The organism is Micromonospora sp. WMMD956 (genome assembly GCF_029626125.1).
GTDB classification, from domain to species: domain Bacteria; phylum Actinomycetota; class Actinomycetes; order Mycobacteriales; family Micromonosporaceae; genus Micromonospora; species Micromonospora carbonacea.
Map to the genome: position 1 here is coordinate 2,245,776 of NZ_JARUBI010000005.1, position 17,051 is coordinate 2,262,826.

Consider the following 17,051-nt stretch of genomic DNA (forward strand, 5'->3'; position numbering starts at 1 on the left):
GCGCGATCTGGGCGGGCGTGCCCGCGCAGCGCCGGGAGGTTCTGCCGCTGGCGGCCGGCTCCCCCCTCATGAGAGCCGGCCGACCAACAGACAGCGTCAGCAGTTGGTGTAGCTGCCGCTGCTCCCCCACGAGCAGGAGTCGATGGTCTTGCCCGCCGTGTCACGCACGTACGCGGTGTCGCCGGTGTTGTTCCAGATGTACGCGCCCGACCCCCAGTACCGGTGGGTCGAGGTGTTGGTGCCCTTGCCGGTGTGGATGGTGACGCTGGCCCCGGCGGCGAGCTTGAAGTCGCTGGTGAACGTGTAGACGTGGCTCGACTTGTCGCGCAGCGTCCACGACTTGAGGTTGACGGTCGTGGTCTTGCGGTTGGTCAGCTTCACGTACTCGGCGTTCAGGCTGCTGGTCGACCGGTCGTCGGTGCCCGGCGAGTTGTAGTAGGCCTTGGTGATCTGGATCGCCGGGGTGGCGGCCTGCGCGGGCGCGGCCAGGGTGAGCGAGCCACCGACGGTGACGGCGAGAGCGACGGCGATGCCGGTCAGCCTCTTCTTCAACACGATCCCCCACATGCTGACGGCCGGCCCTCGACGGGTGCCGGCGCGGAACGTGAGCAGAGGCTATCGGCGTCGGACGGCCACTGTGGACGGTTCGGTGCCCGCGCCGGCAACTACGCCCGCAGGGCCCACCGATCGCGGCCGAACGGTGCCGCCGGCACGCGCGAACGGTGCCGAGGGACCGCGCGAACGGCGACGCAGCGTGACGCGAACGGCGGGAGAGCACGGGGCGAACGGCGACACAGCGTGACGCGAACGGCAATACCGGGGCACGTCCCGGGCGGGCGAGCCTCATCCGGCGAGTGTGGCCGCCACCAACGAGTCGACGGCCCGAGGGTCCCAGCGGTCGGCGACGCCGGGGCGGCCCGCCAGGTAGCCGGCGATGCGCGCCGGCGCCCAGCCGTGCGCCTCGCGCAGGCCGGCGGCGAGCATCGCGAGGTAGCCGGGGGCGGGCGCGGTCCATTCGACGTCCGCCGCCCGCCACGGCGCGGTGAAGGTCAGCATCGGCACGCCGTCGCGGAGCCCGGTGCACAGCAGCGTCTCGTAGCGCCCGGGGCCGAGGGTGGCCCGGCCGTGGGCGACCGCCGCCCCGATCAGGTCGAGGTCGACGCCGGGCTCCCGGTACATCTCCTGCGCGGCGACGTCGGCGAACTGCTCGCGGGTGAGCAGCCAGGCCCGCGCCGCCGCCGTGCCGGGCAGCGCCGGGTCGTAGAAGGCCATCCCGCCGGTCCAGGCCCGGGACTCCCCGGCGAAGTAGATGCCGCCGGGCACCAGCACCGCCGCCGACCGGCGGGGCGGCCGGCAGTCCCGGCATCCGGGGTACGTCCGCAGCCCGCCCGGTGGCCGTCCGCCGCCGAGATACCAGCCGAGCCGGTCGGCGTGCATGTTCGAGCCGTACGCGACGTACCAGAGGAGTTCGCGCACGTCAGAACGCGCCGGTGCGGGCCGCCGCATGACTGACCTGCACGGTGTGGGTGACGCAGCCGCCGTCGGCGACGAGGTGCAGCAGGAAGGCGGTGGGTTCGAGGGCGTATCCCATCTCGTCGCCCTCGTCGAGGGTGAGCGACGACTGCCGCCAGGTGCTTGGCGCGGTGGTCAGCACCGTGCCGGCGAAGCCGACCGTGACGGGGCGGTGCACGTGCCCGGCGACGACCCGGACGACGTGCGGGTGGGCGGCCACCACCGTGGCCAGGTCGTCGCCGTCGAGCAGGCGCATGCCGTCGAGGTAGGGCAGGCCCACCGGGACGGGCGGGTGGTGCAGGCAGACGACGGCCGGCAGCCCGGGGCGGCGGGCGAGCGTCTCGTCGAGCCAGGCGAGCTGCTCGGGGCCGAGCCGGCCGGCCGGCTCGCCGGGGCTGACGGAGTCGAGCACGACGATGGTCGCGTCGGGCTGCTCGACGGCGTAGTGGGCCTGGTAGCCGCCGCCGAGGTGCGGGGTGCCGCCGAAGATGTCGAGCAGCGACTCGCGGTCGTCGTGGTTGCCGGCGACGAGGTGCACCGGCACCGGGAACCGGGCGATCAGGTCGCGCAGCGCGACGTACTCCTCGGGGCTGCCGTGCTCGGTGAGGTCGCCGGTGACGACGACGTGGTCGGGCCGGGGGCGCAGGCCGAGGACCCGGCCGAGCGCCCGGTGCAGCGCGGCGGCGGGCTCGGCGGCGAGCGGACCGGTGGTGAGGTGGGTGTCGCTGAGCTGGGCGATGAGCATCGCGGGCCTCCAGGTCGACCGGTTCCCTCAGGCTATCGCCGCCGCAGGCCGCCCACGGACCCGTCCACAGCCTGCGTCCACAGCTCGCGTCCACAGCCTGTGGATAGCACATGTGTACGAAGTAATTGATCTTGCCAGCAACCCGCTGAGCTGCGGTGAGTACGCTTGGTCGGGCCACCTCCCTCCCGCTGTCAGGAAGCACGTGCGCGTAGATCACCACCGGGTCGTCCGGGACGTCACGGTCCGCCTGCCGATGGCGTCGACCGCCGTCGAGGCGTGCCAGTGGACCGTCACGGCGCTGGCCCGGTACGCGCCGGCCACGATCTCCGTGCTGCTCCAGGTGCGCGACGGGCTGCGCTGCGTCGCCGCCACCGGCGCGTGGCAGGTCTTCGCCACCGTCCCGCCGAAGGCCGGCGTCGTCGGCCGGGTGTACGCCTCCGGCGAGCCCGCCACCGTCGAGGACGTGGCCGCCGACCCCGACTACCTCCCGGTGCGCCCCGACGTGACCGCCGAGGTCTGCGTGCCGGTGCTCGACCCGGCGGGCCGGCCGATCGGGGTCCTCGACCTCCAGTGGTCCGGCCCGGTCGAGCTGGGCCCGTGGCGGGAGACCGCCGAACGCGTCGCCGCCCGGCTCGGCGCCCGGATCACCGCGCTGGGCGGGCCGCCCGCCGAGACCCGCAGCGAGAAGCTGCTGCGGCACGCCGCCGCGCTGACCGCCGCACCCACCGAGTGGGACCTGATGACGGCGGCCATCTGCGCGGCCCGGGAGGTCTCCACCCTCTCCGCGGCCGTGCTGCTGCTGGCCGGCGGCGGCACGGGTCCCCGGCTGGGCGCGCCCACCGGCGCGCCGGGCGAGCTGGAGTCCCGCATCCGGGCCGAGCTGACCGAGGCGGGCGCGCCGGCCCTGCACCGGATGGTGGCCCGCGCCCACCGGCACGGCGTCGGCTACACCCTCGGCGAGGCCGGGCACCCGCCCACGGAGGAATACCGGCCGCTCGCCGACGCCGGGGTGCGCACCCTGGTGGCGGTGCCGGTCGGGCCGCCCGACGGCGGCGGGGTGCTGCTGGTCGCCGACGAACGGCTGCTGCGGCCCGACCCGACCACGGTCAACCTGATGGAGCTGCTCGCCGGGCAGGCGTGGACGTGCCTGGACCGGCTGCGCACGCTGGCGCGGCTGCGCGAGCAGGCCAGCTCCGACCCGCTGACCGGGCTGCCGCACACCGGGCCGTTCGGGCGGCGGATCGCGCGGGCCACCCCGGGGCGTACGGCGCTGCTGGCCATCGACGTGGACGGCTTCAAGGCGGTCAACGACACGTACGGCCACCAGGCCGGGGACCGGCTGCTGGTGGGGCTGGCCCGGGCGCTGGAGGCGGCGCTGCGCCAGGGCGACGAGCTGTACCGGATCGGCGGGGACGAGTTCGTCGCCGTGATCGAGGTGAACCGCCCCGAGGAGGCCGTGCGCATCGCCGAGCGGCTGGCCGAGGCGGCGCGGGGCACCGGCCGCACGATCAGCGTCGGCGTCGCCCTGCCCCGGCCGGGCGAGTCGCCCGAGCAGACCCTGCGCCGCGCCGACCAGGCCCTCTACGCGGTGAAGCGCCAGGGGCGCGACGGCGTCCGCCTGGCCGCCGCCTGAGCGACCGCCCTGCCCCACCGCGGTCCGCCGCCGCCTGAGCGACCGCCTGCCCCACCGCGGTCCGCCGCCGCCTGAGCGACCGCCTAGCCGGGCGGGCGTCAGCGGGCGGTCAGCTCCTTGGCCAGCAGCTCGCCGATCTGGGCGGTGTTGAGGGCCGCGCCCTTGCGCAGGTTGTCGCCGGTGACGAAGAGGTCGAGGGCGCGCGGGTCGTCGACGGCGCGGCGGATCCGGCCCACCCAGGACGGGTCGGTGCCCACGGCGTCGATCGGCATCGGGAACTCGCCTGCGGCCGGATCGTCGACCAGGATCACGCCGGGGGCGTTGCGCAGCGCCTCCCGGGCGCCCTCCGCGTCGACCTCGGTGGCGAAGACGGCGTGCACGGCCACCGAGTGACCGGTCACCACCGGCACCCGTACGCACGTCGCGGAGACCTTGAGGTCGGGCAGGCCGAGGATCTTGCGCGACTCGTTGCGCATCTTCAGCTCCTCGGACGACCACCCGCCGTCGGCGAACGAGCCGGCCCAGGGCACCACGTTGAGCGCCAGCGGGGCGGGGAACGGCCCCAACTCGTCGCCGACCGCCTGCCGCACGTCGCCGGGGCGGGAGCCGAGCACCCGGTCCCCGGCGACCTTGCCGAGCTGGAGGTGCAGCGCGTCCACGCCGGCCCGCCCCGCCCCGGAGGCCGCCTGGTAGGACGCCAGGACCAGCTCGCGCAGCCCGTACTCGCGGTGCAGCGGGGCGATCGCCACGATCATCGCGAGGGTCGTGCAGTTGGCGTTGGCGACGATGCCCCTGGGCCGGTTGCGCACCTGCTCGGGGTTGATCTCGGGGACGACCAGCGGGACGTCGCGGTCCATCCGGAACGCGCCGGAGTTGTCGACCGCCACCGCGCCCCGGGACACCGCGACCGGGGCCCACTCGGCGGCGACGTCGTCGGGCACGTCGAACATGGCCACGTCGACGCCGTCGAACGCCTCGGGGGTGAGCGGCCCGACGGTCAGCTCCTCGCCCCGGCAGCGCACCCGCCGCCCGACCGACCGCTCGGAGGCGATCAGCCGGATCTCGCCCCACACGTCGCGCCGCGACGACAGCAGCTCGCACATGACGGTGCCGACGGCACCGGTCGCCCCGACCACGGCGAGGCTGGGCCGCGCCGGCACGGCGTTACCGCCCGGTCCCCGCGTAGACGATGGCCTCGGTGTCGCCGCCCAGCTCGAAGGCGTCGTGGATGGCCCGGACGGCCTTGTCGAGGTCGGTGTCCCGGCAGACGACGGAGACCCGGATCTCGGAGGTGGAGATCATCTCGATGTTGACGCCAGCAGCGCCAAGGGCGGCGAAGAAGCCGGCCGCGACGCCCGGGTGCGACCGCATCCCCGCGCCGATGAGCGAGACCTTGCCGACGTGGTCGTCGTAGAGGAGACCCTTGAACTTGACCGGCTCCTGGATCTTGCTGAGCGCGGCCATGGCGGTCGGGCCGTCGGTCTTGGGCAGGGTGAACGAGATGTCCGTGCGGCCGGTGCCCTCGGTGGAGACGTTCTGCACGATCATGTCGATGTTGATCTCGGCGCTGGCGACGGTGTCGAAGATCCGCGCGGCGGCGCCCGGCTCGTCCGGCACCCCGACGATCGTGATCTTCGCCTCGCTGCGGTCGTGGGCGACGCCGGTGATCAGTGCCTGTTCCACAGCAAGGTCCTCCATCGATCCGGTGACCATCGTGCCGGTGTTGGTCGAGTATGACGAGCGGACGTGGATCGGCAGCCCCGCGCGGCGCGCGTACTCGACGCTGCGCAGGTGCAGCACCTTCGCGCCGCAGGCGGCCAGCTCCAGCATCTCCTCGTAGGTGACGTGACGGATGTGCCGGGCGTTCGGCACGATCCGGGGGTCGGCGGTGAAGATGCCGTCGACGTCGGTGTAGATCTCGCAGACGTCGGCGTGCAGCGCGGCGGCGAGCGCCACGGCCGTGGTGTCCGAGCCGCCCCGGCCCAGCGTGGTGACGTCCTTCGTGTCCTGTGAGACGCCCTGGAAGCCGGCGACGATGACCACCGCGCCCTCGTCGAGCGCGCCCTTGAGCCGCCCCGGGGTGACGTCGATGATCCGCGCCTTGCCGTGCACCGAGGTGGTGATCACGCCGGCCTGCGAGCCGGTGAACGAGCGGGCCTCGTAGCCAAGGTTGTGGATGGCCATGGCGAGCAGCGCCATGGAGATCCGCTCCCCGGCGGTGAGCAGCATGTCCAGCTCGCGGCCCGGCGGCAGCGGGCTCACCTGGTTGGCCAGGTCGAGCAGCTCGTCGGTGGTGTCGCCCATGGCGGAGACCACCACGACCACGTCGTCGCCGGCCTTGCGGGCGGCGACGATGCGCTCGGCCACCCGCTTGATCCGCTCGGCGTTGGCGACGGAGGATCCGCCGTACTTCTGCACCACGAGTGCCACGACGGTGCACTCCCTCCCCGCGTCCTTCGAGTGTGTCGCACCGCCGGCGACCAGCCGGTGGCACCTTGTCAGACCACATCAGGGTATCCGGCGGCCAGGAAGGCCGGGTCAGGTGATCCCACCATCCGGCCCGCGCGGCCGGCCCGGCCGCGCCCGGACCCGCCCGCCGGGGGGGTACGCGCCAAGCCCGCCCGGGGATCGGCGGGACGCCCACCCAGCGGTACGCGGCACGCCCGCCCGAGGATCGGCGACACGCCCGCCAAACGGCGTCGGCGGGGTCACGGGCGCGGTCCGCGCACCGCAGAATGACCCGGTGCACGCCCACCTCCGCGCGGCCCGACGCCCGACCGGCGTCGCGGCGCTCGCCCTCCTGCCGGCCCTGCTCGCCGCCTGCGCCGACGATCCGGCCCCCGCGCCGGCCCCGTCGACGTCCACCGATCCCGCGCCCGCCGCCGACGCCGCCCGGGACGAGCTGGCCGCCCTGGCCGCGGCGGCCCAGGACCGCAGCTTCACCGCCCGGTACACCCTCGCCGACGGCGGCGGCTCCGACCGCTCGATCGTGGTGACCAGCGCCGCCGACGGCACCTGGCGGGTGGACGTCCCGGGCGGCGCGCTGGGCGGCACGGCGGACGTGTCGCTCGCCACCACCGCCGACGGGCTCTACCAGTGCGGGCTGCCGTCGGCCGGCCGCCCGGAGCCGGCGAGCTGCGTCCGCCTCGGCGACCCGTCGGACGCCGTCCCGCGCCTGCTGGACCCCCGGGTGCAGCACCCGTTCACCGACTGGCTGGAGGTGCTCACCGACCGGCGCGCCCCGCTCGCGGTCTCCCCGGCCCGGCCGCCGCAGGGGGCGAGCGGGTCCTGCTACGCGGTCGACACCACCTCCGCCTCGCTGAACGCCCCGCTGGACGTCGGCATCTACTGCTACGCCCCGGACGGCACCCCGACGGCGGTGCGGACCACCGGGGGCACGCTCGTCCTGGCCGGACCGGCCGGCCCGGGGCCCGCGACGGTGCAGCTCGCCGGCCCGGTCACCGACGGCGAGCCGCTCGGCGTCGCCGCGCCGGAGCCGTCGCCGGAGTCCTCGGCGCAGTCGTCGGCGCAGTCGTCGGCGCAGACGCCATCGGGCACGGCAACGCCCTGAACCCCTGTCCGTTACGGGTGGTTCCGGCCACATTTGCCCACCCCGGCACCTCGGGCAAAAAGTCCGATACGGGATGCTTCCCCCATGGCTGACCTGACTCCGCTGCTCGCGTTCCGCTGGAGCCCCCGGGCGTTCGACCCCGCCGCCACGCTGACCGCCGACGAGGCGGCCTCGCTGCTGGAGGCGGCCCGCTGGGCGCCCTCGGCGGGCAACGGCCAGCCGTGGCGGTTCGCCCTCGGCCACCGCGACGACGAGACGTGGAAGCGCATCCTGGTCAACCTCCCCGACGACGACCAGCCGTGGGCCCGGCACGCCGCCGCCCTGCTCCTCGGCGCCCACCTCACCGCCGCCGGCGCGGCCGGCACAGGCACAGGCACGGGTACGGGCATCGGCACCGGCGAGGCCGGCACAGACCCGGGCATCGCCGCCGACGCGGCCGGCACCGGTGCCCGTGCGGCGGCCGCCGGCGCGGCGTACGACCTCGGGCAGGCGGTGGCCCACCTGACCGTGCAGGCCACCGCGCTCGGGCTCTACGTGCGCCAGCTCGCCGGCTTCGACCGCGCCGGGCTCGCCGCCGACCTGGACCTGCCGGCCGGCGTCCGCCCGCTGGTGGTGGTGGCGGTGGGCCGCCTCGGCGACCCGTCCAGCCTGCCGGCCGCGCTGCGGGAGCAGGAGACCGGGCTGCGCCGCCGACGCCCCGTGGCCGACCTGTTGCTGCGCTGAGCTGGGACGGGCAGTGGTCGCCGCGATCCGGGTGGCACCGCGTGCGACCAGCGGGAACGTCCGTCGACTGCGACCACCGTCTCAATCCGCGGACCGGCCTTCCCACCTCCCGTCCCATCACGTAGGGTCACCCTGTCATGTGGCAGGCGAACCTTCTCCTTGGTCGCCGCGACGGGGCCTGACCGGCCGGCACCTCGTCGCGGAGTCGAAGCGCGCCGTCCAGCAGTTCCGAACCTCCCGTCGGCGCACCGCGCCGGCCCGGCACCGTCGCCGCACCGGCCCAGCCGCCGCTGCCGCACCGTCGCCGGCCTTCCGATTGCTGACGCCACCCGACTCAGGGGGAACACTCCGCCATGGCTCAACCCACCACCACCGACGCGGACATCGACGCTGATCCCTTCGCCCGGCAGCGCCCCAGCGGGATGCCCTACCAGCGCTACCAGCCGTACCAGCAGCAGTTCCGGGTCGACCTGCCCGACCGCACCTGGCCGACCCGGCACGTCGAGGCCGCGCCCCGCTGGTGCGCCGTGGACCTGCGCGACGGCAACCAGGCCCTGATCGACCCGATGTCCCCCGAGCGCAAGCGCCGGATGTTCCAGCTGCTGGTGCAGATGGGCTACAAGGAGATCGAGGTCGGCTTCCCGTCGGCCAGCCAGACCGACTACGACTTCGTCCGGCAGCTCATCGAGCAGGACCTGATCCCCGACGACGTGACCATCCAGGTGCTCACCCAGTGCCGGGAGCACCTGATCGAGCGGACGTTCGAGTCGCTGCGCGGCGCGAAGCGGGCCATCGTGCACTTCTACAACTCGACCTCCACGCTCCAGCGTCGGGTGGTCTTCGGCCTGGACCGGGACGGCATCACCGACATCGCCACCAGCGGCGCGCGGCTCTGCCAGAAGTACGCGGAGATCCACACCCCGGACACGGAGATCTACTACGAGTACTCCCCGGAGTCGTACACGGGCACCGAGCTGGAGTACGCGCTCCAGGTCTGCTCGGCGGTGATCGACGTGATCGACCCGACCCCGGACCGCAAGCTGATCATCAACCTGCCGGCGACCGTCGAGATGGCCACCCCCAACGTGTACGCCGACTCGATCGAGTGGATGCACCGCCACCTGCCCCGCCGCGACAGCGTGGTGCTCAGCCTGCACCCGCACAACGACCGGGGCACCGGCGTGGCCGCCGCCGAGCTGGGCCTGCTGGCCGGCGCGGACCGCATCGAGGGCTGCCTGTTCGGCAACGGCGAGCGCACCGGCAACGTCGACCTGGTGACGCTGGGCCTCAACCTGTTCTCCCAGGGCATCGACCCGATGATCGACTTCTCGAACATCGACGAGATCAAGCGGGCCGTCGAATACTGCAACCAGCTCCCGGTGCACGAGCGCCACCCGTACGCGGGCGACCTGGTCTACACCGCCTTCTCCGGCTCCCACCAGGACGCCATCAAGAAGGGCTTCGACGCCCTGCACGCCGACGCGGCGGCGGCCGGGGTGCCGGTGGACGACTTCGCCTGGGCCGTGCCCTACCTGCCGGTCGACCCGAAGGACCTGGGCCGCACCTACGAGGCGGTCATCCGGGTCAACTCGCAGTCCGGCAAGGGCGGCGTCGCGTACATCATGAAGAGCGAGCACCAGCTCGACCTGCCCCGCCGCCTCCAGATCGAGTTCTCCGGCGTGGTCCAGCAGGTCACCGACCACGGCGGCGGCGAGGTCGACCCCGGCACCATGTGGGACATCTTCGCCGGGCACTACCTGGTCGACCACCAGAGCGACCCGGCGCTGACGCTGGCCGGCTACGCCATCGGCACCGTCGACGGCAAGGTCGAGATCGAGGCCCGGGTCGGCGTCGGCGGGTCGGACACCCGGTCGCTGACCGCCGTCGGCAACGGCCCCATCGACGCGTACGTCAACGCGCTGGAGTCGGTGGGCGTGGCGGTCCGGGTGCTCGACTACCACGAGCACGCGCTCTCCTCCGGCGGCGACGCGCAGGCCGCCGCGTACGTCGAGTGCGAGGTGGACGGCCGCACGGTGTGGGGCGTCGGGGTCGACGCGAACATCGTCACCGCCTCCGTGAAGGCGGTCACCAGCGCCGTCAACCGCGCCCGCGCCTGAGGTGCAAGGAAGGGCCCCCTGTTAACGCTTTCTGTATAGCAAGGGGCCCTTCCTAACCAGCGCCTGATCAGTCCGGGATGTTCCAGGCGGACACCTCGACCGTCGTCGCGCCATCGTTGGATACGCCGACGATGTGCATCAGGATCATCCGCCATCGGTCGCCACGCTCCCGCGCGGCTTGCCAACTGGTGGTGATGCAGACCGCTGTGCCCTTGCGCACCGGAATCGGAGCGTCCCGCCCGATCGGCGCGCTGCGAATCTTCTCCGCGCATTCCTTCGGCGTCATGCCCGGCCGGGCCTCCTCGCTGCCCTCCACCCCGTCCATCAATCGAAAAGTGGGCAGGTCAGCGTTGCAGTTGATGACAAGCCGCACGTCCGCCTGGGCCTCCTCGTTCTTGGCCCTCGGCTCGTCCAGATCGGCGTACATCGTGCGCCCGCAGGTCGCCTTCAGCACCAAGGGCTGCTTCTCGTACTTCGGTTCGTAGACGGTCTGCTCAGTCAGGACCGGCGCTCCGTCGGGCGAGCGGGGCACGTCCTCGATGCCCGACGGAAGGTCCGACGGTAGCTGCGAGGGCGTCTCGGACGGCGCTGCCGGAGTCTCCGGCCCCGCAACCGGAGGGGTGGCCGACGCAGCGCCGTTCGACGGCCGGCCGCTGAGGGCGAACGATTTCGCGTCCTTCGCCTGGTCGACGGCGCGCCACGCGAAGATCATGGAGCCGAACGCCAGCAGCAGAGCCAGGAAGGAGACCCCGAGGGCCATAAGGGCGGTCCCTCGACCGCGTGCCGCCTTGACCTCGCCGTCCCCGGGACGCGTTCCAGGACCAACTCCCGCTGCCAACGCGGGAGACCTCGATTCGAATGACTCATTATCGTCGCGCAACTGGCTCACGTACGGACCTCCGGAATCTGGTGCAGCTGGTTCCGTGAGGTTCTTTATCCCAGAAACAACATCCGTCAACTGTCACGAAGGTGACAGCGGTCGGGCAGGGATCACGTTTCGCGAATACGGATGATGGATCCCGTCAAAGGAATCCGCAGACACCGTCATTCGGGAGAGACGTGGCCGACGCCGAGAACGCACACAAGGAAAACCGGGGAGTCGAGCCGGACGACCGACCGGGGCACGGCCGAAGCGTGGTGGTCGGGCTCACCGTGCTCGGTGTCCTCATAGCCGGGGCCGCGTTGGCCCGTGACTACTTAGACCTGACCTTTCGCAGGGCGGATCCGGGTACCGTCCCGTCCGTCAGCCCGGCGCCGACCAGCCTGCCTTCCGCAGTGCCCACCCTCGACCCGGGATCGCCCTCACCCGACGTGAACGCCGGCACGAGCGGCGGCCAGAGCGGGCCGGCCGGCATCCACCTCGACGCCCTGAAGGTGCAGAGCGGCGGCGCGAACCTGGTGGAACTTCCCCGCGATCTGGCCGACCGCCCCGGTTACGAACGCGCCATCGCCATCACCTGTCCGCAGAACACCTCCGCCGACAAGCACCGAGAAGTCACCTATCCCATCCTGCGCCGGTACGTCGAAATATCGGCGACCGTTCGGCCATACTTCCCGGACGATTCCCAGGCGAAGACGTATGTGTCGGTAATCGCCTCGGTCGAGCAGTCGGACGGTACGGTCAACCGGCTGGACCGGGGCGGCCAGGCTGCCCAGCAGGGTGTCCCGGCGCGGCTCACCGCAGACGTCGAGAACGCCGACGAACTCACTCTCCGGGTGCGCTGCGAATCGCCCACTGGCCTGGTGGTCCTAACGGATGCTCTACTGGCACCCAGGTGACAGGACCAGTCCGACTCACGGTGTCCACAGGCAATCCGGGTTGGCCAGGTCAGGGCGACTTCACGCGTCCGTTGACATCCGGGGGCGGTGGATCAGCAGGCCGGCCATCGCCGCGCCCGCCAGCAGCCCGCCCGCGCACCAGAGCATCGCCCCCCGGAACGCGTCGGTCAGGGCCGCCGTCTGCTCGTACCCGGTGCCGCTCAGCCCGACCAGCAGCGGCAGCGCGGCCACCGCGAGCAGGCCGCCGGCCCGGGACGCGGCGTTGTTGAACCCGCTGGCCACCCCGGCGAACCGGTCCGCCACGGCGGCCAGCACCGAGGCGGTCAGCGGGGCCACCACGAGGGTGAGGCCGAGGCCGAAGAGGGCCACCCCGGGCAGCACATCCGTCCAGTACGACGCGCCCGGGGACACCCCGCGCAGCAGCAGCAGGCCGAGCGCGGCCACGACCGGGCCGATCGTCAGCGGCAGCCGGGGGCCGATCCGGGCCGACAGCGCGCCGGCCCGCGACGAGCCGACCAGCAGCAGCACCGTCATCGGCACGGTGGCCAGCCCGGTGAGCATGGCCGACCAGCCGACGACGTTCTGCAGGTAGACGGAGAGAAAGAAGGTGAACCCGCCGAGGGCCGCGTACACCACCACCGTGAAGACGTTCAGCACCGAGAAGAGCCGGCTGCCGAACAGGCCGGTGGGCAGCATCGCGGTATCGCCCCGGCGGCGCTCCAGCAGCACGAACGCCACGGCGGCGAGCACGCCGACCAGCACCGACGCCAACACCGGCGGCGAGGTCACCCCGCGGGCCGGCGCGTCGATCAGGGCGTACGTCACGCCGCCGAGGCCGAGCGCGCCGAGCAGCGCGCCGGCCACGTCGAACCGTCGCCGGCCCGATCCGGTACGCGAGGCGTCGACATCGCGGCTCTCGGGTGCCCAGCGCAGCGCGGCGAGGACCACCGGCACGGCCAGCGGCAGGTTGATGAAGAAGATCCACCGCCAGGACAGGGCGTCGACCAGCCAACCGCCGACGAACGGGCCGAGCGCGGTGGAGACCCCGGCCAGCCCGGACCAGGTGCCGATGGCCCGGCCCCGGTCGTCGGGGTGGAAGCTGGACTGGAGCACCGACAGCGAGCCGGGGGTGAGCAGCGCGCCCCCGGCGCCCTGGAGGAACCGGGCCGCGATCAACCAGCCGGTGTCCTGGGCCAGGCCGCACAGCGCGGAGGCGACGGCGAACCAGACCACGCCGAGGAGGAAGACCCGCCGCCGCCCGAAGCGGTCGCCGAGCGCCCCGCCGAGCAGCACGAACGCGGCCAACATCAACAGGTAGCCGTTGATGGTCCACTGGAGACCGGCCACGGTGGCGTCGAGGTCCGCGCCGAGGCGGGGCAGCGCGACGTTGACCACCGTGCTGTCCAGGAACACCATCCCGGAGGCGAGGATGGCGGCGAGCAGGGTGCCCCGGCCGGCGGGGGTGCCCATCCGGAGCGCGGGCGCGGGGGCGTGGGGCGGTGTGGGTGCGGTCACGCGTACCAGTGTTCCTCCGGTCGATTTGCCGGACGCCACGAATCATGGAAACGGTGCCGGGGTACTGTGCGCAATCGCCAGGAGCCCGCAAGCTGGAGAGGTGTCGTCTGTGCGTACCAGATCAGGACGTCGCGCGGCCGCGGTCGCCGCGCTCGCCGTGGCGCTGGCCGTCGCGGCGGCCGGCTGCGAGGTCGTCGACGAGCCGGAGGCCGCGCCGAGCGGCGGCGGTGGCAACGTCGGGCAGATGCTCGACCAGCTCACCGTGGCGAGCGCGGGGTCGATGAAGGGCTACAGCCGCAACCGCTTCCCGCACTGGCGGGACACCGGCAAGAACTGCGACGTCCGTGACAGCGTGCTGAAGCGCGACGGCAAGGACGTCCGGTTCTCCGGCTGCAACGTGGTCGCGGGCCGCTGGGAGAGCGTGTACGACGGGCGGACGTTCACCGACCCCTCCGACGTGGACATCGACCACACGGTCCCGCTGGCCAACGCGTGGCGCTCGGGTGCCGACGAGTGGGACGACGCCAAGCGGGGCGACTTCGCCAACGATCTCACGCGGCCGCAGCTCATCGCCGTTTCGGCCTCCTCCAACCGGTCGAAGGGTGACCAGGATCCGTCGCAGTGGAAGCCGGCGAACCGGTCGTACTGGTGCCAGTACGCCGAGGACTGGGTGACGGTCAAGCACCACTGGCGGCTGACGGTGACCAGTGCCGAGAAGGACGCCCTGTCCGACATGTTGGGGGGCTGCACATGGGCGAGCAAGCCGTGACGGGGGAGGCCGGGGCGAAGCCGGCGCCGGGGCAGCCGCCGGACGCGGGCACCGCCCCGGAGCCGGACGCGGGCACCGCCCCGCAGCCGGAGGCGAGCACCGCCGGGGGCGGGGCGGCGAGCCGCACGGCCGACATCGTGCCCGGCCCGGGCGGCGTCATGACCGACGAGGTCGGCGTGGTGACCGGCGAGCTGACCCTGCGCACCGAGTACGCGGACGGCCAGGTCACCCTGCGCGTGCAGTACCGGGAGGCCGACGAGTGGTACGCCGTCACCGGCGGGCGCGCCCCGCTGGCCGACCCGGCCGGGCTGGACGCCGTGCACACGATCGCCGTCGGCCTGCTCGACCGCCCGGAGGGCTGACCGGCCGCCGGGCCGAGCGCCCGGCCACAGGTGTTAACAGGGGCCCCCTGCTATGCAGAATGCGTTAACAGGGGGCCCTTCCTTACACGTAGGAGCCGGGTTCCGTGGGGGCCGAGACGACCGCCGGGTCCTCGCCCTCGCCCTCGGGCCGCACGATCTGGGCGCTCACCTTGTGCGGGCGCAGCTCGCCGCTGGCGATCCGCTCCGCGAAGTGGCAGGCGACCCGGCTGCCGCCGATCTCCCGCAGCGCCGGCCGCTCGTCGGCGCAGCGGGTCGGCTGGGCCCACGGGCAGCGGGTGTGGAAGCGGCAGCCCGACGGCGGGTTGGCCGGCGAGGGCAGGTCACCGGCGAGCAGGATGCGTTCCCGCCGGTCCTCCACGTCCGGGTCCGGCACGGGCACGGCCGACATGAGCGCCCGCGTGTACGGGTGCAGCGGCTCGCTGTAGAGCCGGTCGCTCGGCGCCTCCTCGACCAGCGCGCCCAGGTACATGACGCCGACGACGTCGGAGATGTGCTTGACCACGGCGAGGTCGTGCGCGATCACCAGGTACGTCAGGCCGAGGTTGTCCTGGAGCTCGTCGAGCAGGTTCACCACCTGGGCCTGGATGGAGACGTCCAGGGCGGAGACGGGCTCGTCGGCGACGATCAGCTCGGGGCCGAGCACGAGGGCCCGGGCGATGCCGATGCGCTGCCGCTGGCCGCCGGAGAACTCGTGCGGGTAGCGGGACAGCGCCCACCGGGGCAGCCCGACGGCGTCGAGGGTCTCGCCGATGATCCGCCGCCGGTCGTCGCGGTCGGTGCCGATGCCGTGGGTCTGCAATCCCTCGGTGAGGATCGACTCGACGTTCTGCCGGGGGTCGAGGCTCGACATCGGGTCCTGGAAGATCATCTGCATCCGGCGGCGCATGGTGCGCAGCTTCCCCGCCGCGAGGGTGGTCAGCTCGACGCCGTCGAAGCGGACCTCGCCGCCGGTGGGCGGGGTGAGCTGGAGCAGCGCCCGGCCGAGCGTGGACTTGCCGCAGCCGGACTCGCCGACCAGCCCGTACGTCTTGCCGCGCGGGATGCTCAGGTCGACGCCGTCGACGGCCTTCACGTGGCCGACGACCCGGTCGAGGATCAGCCCCCGCTTGATCGGGAAGTGCACCTTCAGGTCGCGCACCTCGACGAGGATGTCGCTCTCGGTCACGGCTTCTCCTCCTCGCGCGGTGCGGGCACCGGGCCGCCGGTCGCGTCGGTGGCCGGTGCCGGCGCGTCGGCACCTGTCACCGCTGGGGGAAGCGTGCCGGGGACCGGGGGTGGGTTGACGCACCGGTAGCTGCGGCCGTCGTAGGTGAGCGTCAGCTCCGGCGGCCCGCCCACGCACTCGTCGACGCGACGGGTGCAGCGCGGGGCGAAGGCGCAGCCGTCCGGCCAGGCCAGCACGTCCCGCACGGAGCCGGGGATGGGGTTGAGCCGTTCGCCGCGCCCGGCGTCCAGGCGCGGCACCGAGCCGAGCAACCCCACGGTGTACGGGTGCCGCGGCTCACGGAACAGCGGGCGGCGGCGGGCCGTCTCCACCACCCGGCCGGCGTACAGCACGTTGATCGTGTCGCACATGCCGGCGACAACCCCGAGGTCGTGGGTGATCATCACGAGCGCGGTGCCGGAGTCCCGGACCAGTTCCTTGAGCAGCTCCAGGATCTGCGCCTGGATGGTGACGTCGAGCGCGGTGGTCGGCTCGTCGGCGATGAGCAGCCGGGGCTGGCAGGCCACCGCCATGGCGATCAGGGCCCGCTGCCGCATGCCGCCGGAGAGCTGGTGCGGGTATTCCTTGAGCCGGCGGCGCGGGTCGGGGATGCCGACCCGGTCGAGCAGGTCGGCGGCCTCCTTCTGGGCCGCCTCCCCCTTCATTCCCCGGTGCCGGGTGAGCACCTCGGTCACCTGGAGCCCGATCGGGATCACCGGGTTCAGCGAGGAGAGCGGGTCCTGGAAGATCATCGCGACGTCCCGGCCCCGGATGTCGCGCCGGGACCGGTCGTCGAGCTGGAGCAGGTCCGTGCCGTCGAAGACGGCCTTGCCGCCGACCCGCAGGCCGGGCTGCTTCGGCAGCAGACCCATGATCGCCAGCGACGTGACGCTCTTGCCGCAGCCGGACTCGCCGACGAGGCCGACCACCTCGCCCGCGTCGACGGAGAAGGAGACCCCGTCGACGGCGTGCACGGTGCGCTGACCGCGCCGGGCGAAGGTGACGGAGAGGTCGTCCACTTCGAGCAGTGCCATTATCGGCCTTCCGTTTGCGACTGCGGGGCCCGCAGGCCCACTCCTCGCGCTGCACACACGACAGCC

At 73.3% G+C, this 17,051-nt stretch carries 16 protein-coding genes; 7 read left to right on the forward strand and 9 right to left on the reverse strand.

All coding sequences use genetic code 11. From position 1 onward, the window contains the following. Positions 1–96: 96 nt before the first annotated feature. The 3 genes from O7628_RS10385 to O7628_RS10395 all read right to left on the reverse strand — a co-directional run bounded on the left by O7628_RS10385 (position 97) and on the right by O7628_RS10395 (position 2,257). Entirely contained in the window at positions 97–555 is a 459-nt protein-coding gene (locus O7628_RS10385) for a lamin tail domain-containing protein (RefSeq protein WP_246384193.1), read from the reverse strand. Between the two features lie 288 nt (positions 556–843). Continuing rightward, positions 844–1,476 (reverse strand): histone deacetylase, encoded by a 633-nt coding sequence (locus tag O7628_RS10390; RefSeq protein WP_278129919.1) that lies wholly within the window; start codon positions 1,474–1,476, stop codon positions 844–846. Between the two features lies 1 nt (position 1,477). After that, on the reverse strand, positions 1,478–2,257 hold the full coding sequence (locus O7628_RS10395; protein ID WP_278129921.1) for a phosphodiesterase: 780 nt from the start codon (positions 2,255–2,257) through the stop codon (positions 1,478–1,480). A gap of 253 nt (positions 2,258–2,510) precedes the next feature. Between O7628_RS10395 and O7628_RS10400 the strand changes: the two genes are divergently transcribed. Then, the gene (locus O7628_RS10400; RefSeq protein WP_278136280.1) at positions 2,511–3,890 is read left to right on the forward strand and encodes a sensor domain-containing diguanylate cyclase; all 1,380 of its coding nucleotides are present in this window, start codon (positions 2,511–2,513) and stop codon (positions 3,888–3,890) included. A gap of 98 nt (positions 3,891–3,988) precedes the next feature. Here O7628_RS10400 and O7628_RS10405 read toward each other — a convergent pair whose 3' ends face one another. Further along, complete coding sequence (locus O7628_RS10405) at positions 3,989–5,050, reverse strand: aspartate-semialdehyde dehydrogenase (RefSeq protein WP_278129923.1); 1,062 nt, start codon at positions 5,048–5,050, stop codon at positions 3,989–3,991. Positions 5,051–5,054: 4 nt separating this feature from the next. Continuing rightward, the gene (locus tag O7628_RS10410) at positions 5,055–6,320 is read right to left on the reverse strand and encodes an aspartate kinase (protein ID WP_077937963.1); all 1,266 of its coding nucleotides are present in this window, start codon (positions 6,318–6,320) and stop codon (positions 5,055–5,057) included. Between the two features lie 313 nt (positions 6,321–6,633). Between O7628_RS10410 and O7628_RS10415 the strand changes: the two genes are divergently transcribed. The 3 genes from O7628_RS10415 to leuA all read left to right on the forward strand — a co-directional run bounded on the left by O7628_RS10415 (position 6,634) and on the right by leuA (position 10,301). Continuing rightward, positions 6,634–7,461: a hypothetical protein gene (locus O7628_RS10415; protein ID WP_278129926.1), complete on the forward strand. Its 828-nt coding sequence runs from the start codon at positions 6,634–6,636 to the stop codon at positions 7,459–7,461. 84 nt (positions 7,462–7,545) lie between these two features. Then, complete coding sequence (locus O7628_RS10420) at positions 7,546–8,184, forward strand: nitroreductase family protein (protein ID WP_278129928.1); 639 nt, start codon at positions 7,546–7,548, stop codon at positions 8,182–8,184. A gap of 353 nt (positions 8,185–8,537) precedes the next feature. Then, positions 8,538–10,301 (forward strand): 2-isopropylmalate synthase, encoded by a 1,764-nt coding sequence (gene leuA / locus O7628_RS10425; protein ID WP_278129930.1) that lies wholly within the window; start codon positions 8,538–8,540, stop codon positions 10,299–10,301. Positions 10,302–10,368: 67 nt separating this feature from the next. On the opposite strand, the gene O7628_RS10430 is transcribed toward leuA, so the two are convergent. Next, positions 10,369–11,061, reverse strand: a complete 693-nt coding sequence (locus O7628_RS10430; protein WP_278129932.1) for a hypothetical protein — start codon at positions 11,059–11,061, stop codon at positions 10,369–10,371. 299 nt (positions 11,062–11,360) lie between these two features. Here O7628_RS10430 and O7628_RS10435 point away from each other — a divergent pair, with 299 nt between their 5' ends. Then, positions 11,361–12,080, forward strand: coding sequence for a hypothetical protein (locus O7628_RS10435; protein WP_278129933.1), 720 nt, complete (start codon positions 11,361–11,363; stop codon positions 12,078–12,080). A 60-nt stretch (positions 12,081–12,140) separates the two neighbouring features. Here the strand turns inward: O7628_RS10435 and O7628_RS10440 are convergent, their stop codons facing one another. Next, positions 12,141–13,550 (reverse strand): MFS transporter, encoded by a 1,410-nt coding sequence (locus O7628_RS10440; RefSeq protein WP_278136281.1) that lies wholly within the window; start codon positions 13,548–13,550, stop codon positions 12,141–12,143. Between the two features lie 154 nt (positions 13,551–13,704). On the opposite strand from O7628_RS10440, the gene O7628_RS10445 reads away from it, so the two are divergent. Both O7628_RS10445 and O7628_RS10450 read left to right on the forward strand, forming a co-directional pair. Next, the gene (locus O7628_RS10445) at positions 13,705–14,364 is read left to right on the forward strand and encodes an HNH endonuclease family protein (RefSeq protein WP_178066693.1); all 660 of its coding nucleotides are present in this window, start codon (positions 13,705–13,707) and stop codon (positions 14,362–14,364) included. Next, the gene (locus O7628_RS10450) at positions 14,346–14,726 is read left to right on the forward strand and encodes a hypothetical protein (protein WP_278129935.1); all 381 of its coding nucleotides are present in this window, start codon (positions 14,346–14,348) and stop codon (positions 14,724–14,726) included. Before O7628_RS10445 ends, O7628_RS10450 begins: the two co-directional genes overlap by 19 nt. 82 nt (positions 14,727–14,808) lie before the next feature. Here O7628_RS10450 and O7628_RS10455 read toward each other — a convergent pair whose 3' ends face one another. After that, complete coding sequence (locus O7628_RS10455; RefSeq protein WP_043964893.1) at positions 14,809–15,912, reverse strand: oligopeptide/dipeptide ABC transporter ATP-binding protein; 1,104 nt, start codon at positions 15,910–15,912, stop codon at positions 14,809–14,811. Continuing rightward, entirely contained in the window at positions 15,909–16,985 is a 1,077-nt protein-coding gene (locus tag O7628_RS10460) for an ABC transporter ATP-binding protein (RefSeq protein ID WP_278129939.1), read from the reverse strand. Before O7628_RS10460 ends, O7628_RS10455 begins: the two co-directional genes overlap by 4 nt. Positions 16,986–17,051 lie beyond the last annotated feature (66 nt).